Below are 2,101 nucleotides of genomic sequence, written 5' to 3' on the forward strand. Positions count from 1 at the left end.
CCCGAGCCGCGGATGGTGCGGATCGGGGTGCACCCCCTCGGCGTGGACGCGGGCGAGCTGCGCGGGCGGGCGGCGGCGGCCGATGTCGCCGCCCGGGTCGCGGAGCTGGAGAAGCTCGTCGAGGGCCGGCGGTTGATCGTGCGCGTGGACCGCACCGAACTGTCCAAGAACATCGTGCGGGGCCTGTCCGCGTACCGTGAGCTGCTGCGGTCCCGGCCGCAGTGGCGCGGGAAGGTCGTGCATCTGGTCTGCGCCTACCCATCCCGGCACGACCTGCCCGAATACCGCGAGTACACCGCGTCGATACAGCGCCTGGCCGCCGAGATCGACGACGAGTTCGCCGAGGACCGCTGGCGGCCGCTGCGCCTGGAGCTGTCCGACGATTACCCGCGGTCGATCGCGGCGCTCTGTCTCGCCGAGGTGCTCGTGGTGAACCCGATCCGGGACGGGATGAACCTGGTCGCGAAGGAGGGACCGGTGCTGTCCCGACGCGACGCCGTGCTGGTCCTGTCCCGGGAGGCGGGTGCCTGCGCGGAGCTGGGTGGGGCGGCCCTGGTGGTCAATCCGTTCGACATCCAGGCGACCGCGCAGGCGCTGCACGACGCGCTCGTGATGGCGCCGGCGGACCGGCGGCGCCGCGCAGGGGAACTCGCCGCCGCCGCCGGTCGGCTGCCCCCGCGGACGTGGTTCACTGACCAGCTCGCCGCCCTGGCCGCCGACCGCTGACCGACCGGCCCGCCGGGTCGGCGGTCGGCGGGCCGGTCGTCTGGTGGCGAGCCGCCGGCCAGGTCAGGTCAGGTCAGGTCAGGTCAGCCGCCGAGGCGGTCGACGAGCACTTCCAGCAGCGAGACCATTCCGGCGGGGCCGCCGACCACGAGATCCGCCCGTTCCCGCAGCACGTCGGGCACCTCCGGACTGTCGCTGCACACCGTGATGCCGGGAATGCCGGTGGCGCGCAGTTCGTCGACGGCGGTGAACGCGGGGAGGTCGCCGTAGTCGTCCCCGGCGACAAGGACACTGCGGGCGCCGCGGTTCGCGACGAGGCCGCGCAGCGCACCGCCCTTGTCGTGGCCTGGCGGGCGCAGCTCCAGCACCTTCTTGCCGGGCGCGGCCTCCAGGCCATGCTCCTCGGCCAGCGTGGTCAGCGCGGGGGCCAGCGCGCCCAGCGCCGAGTCGGGGTCGGCGGCGCGGCGCACGTGCACGACAAGCGCGTGGTGCTTGTCCTCGACGACGGTGCCGGGCGGTGCGTCGCGCAGCAGATCCGGCAGGGCGGCGCGCACGGCGGCGACGCCCGGCAGCGGGTCGGGACTGGTGATCTCCCGGGTCTGGGAATCCCAGCGCTGCAGGCCGTACTGGCCGAGAATGATCAGTTCGCCCAGGTCGGGCAGCTTCTCGAAGCCGGCCAGTTCGAGCAGCGAGTCCACCGGGCGGCCGGTGATGATCGCCAGGGTGCCCACCCGATGGGAGATCCCGGCCAGCGCGGCCAGCGCGCCGGGCGCCGGCACGGCGTCGGCCGGGCGGGCGACGATCGGTGACAGCGTGCCGTCGTAGTCGAGGGCGATCAGGGCCCGCTCGGGCGCGGTGAGCAGGGCGGCCAGGCCAGCACCACCGGCGGGGGTGCGCGGCGCGGGCGAGGTCGCGGCGGAGGTGGCGGAGTCGTGGTGGGTGGAGTCGGTCACAGGGCCTTCCCGGGTTCGTGTCGTCGAGATGGTCGTGGGCCGGCGATCGCGCCCACCACGGAGATCAGGGCGGGCCGGTCACGCAATGCTCAGTTCCCCGGGTCGGCGGGGAAGTCACGGGTGACGACGAGGATCAGCGGGTCGTTGGTGACGATCTTCGTCTGCGAACGGGGGGTGATCTTCTTGATCCCGGGAACGGTGTCCATGAGCGCCTGGGCGGCGTCGCGGTGCGCCTCGTCGTAGAAGACCGTGGGCACCGGCACGTTGTAGGTCGATCGGTAGGGGCCCGTCCGGGCCACGGTGAACCCGGCCGCTGTGAGCTGGCGGGCCGCGGATTCGGCCAGGCCCTGGATCCGCGAGTCGTTCAGCACGACGACCGGCACGGCCGGCACCGGCGGGCGGGGCTCGGCCGCGGGCGGCGC

At 74.1% G+C, this 2,101-nt stretch carries 3 protein-coding genes; 1 reads left to right on the forward strand and 2 read right to left on the reverse strand.

The features are described 5' to 3' along the window. Positions 1 to 726, forward strand: a 726-nt coding sequence (locus MXD58_RS26240) for a trehalose-6-phosphate synthase (protein ID WP_250610438.1), incomplete at its 5' end; no start/stop codon positions are given. Between the two features lie 83 nt (positions 727 to 809). Here the strand turns inward: MXD58_RS26240 and otsB are convergent. Together otsB and MXD58_RS26250 are read right to left on the reverse strand one after the other, a co-directional pair. Further along, complete coding sequence (gene otsB, locus MXD58_RS26245) at positions 810 to 1,679, reverse strand: trehalose-phosphatase (RefSeq protein WP_248839198.1); 870 nt, start codon at positions 1,677 to 1,679, stop codon at positions 810 to 812. An 89-nt stretch (positions 1,680 to 1,768) separates the two neighbouring features. Further along, positions 1,769 to 2,101, reverse strand: a 333-nt coding sequence (locus MXD58_RS26250) for a LytR C-terminal domain-containing protein (RefSeq protein WP_250610440.1), incomplete at its 5' end; no start/stop codon positions are given.

This window comes from Frankia sp. AgKG'84/4, assembly GCF_023242965.2.
GTDB lineage: Bacteria > Actinomycetota > Actinomycetes > Frankiales > Frankiaceae > Frankia.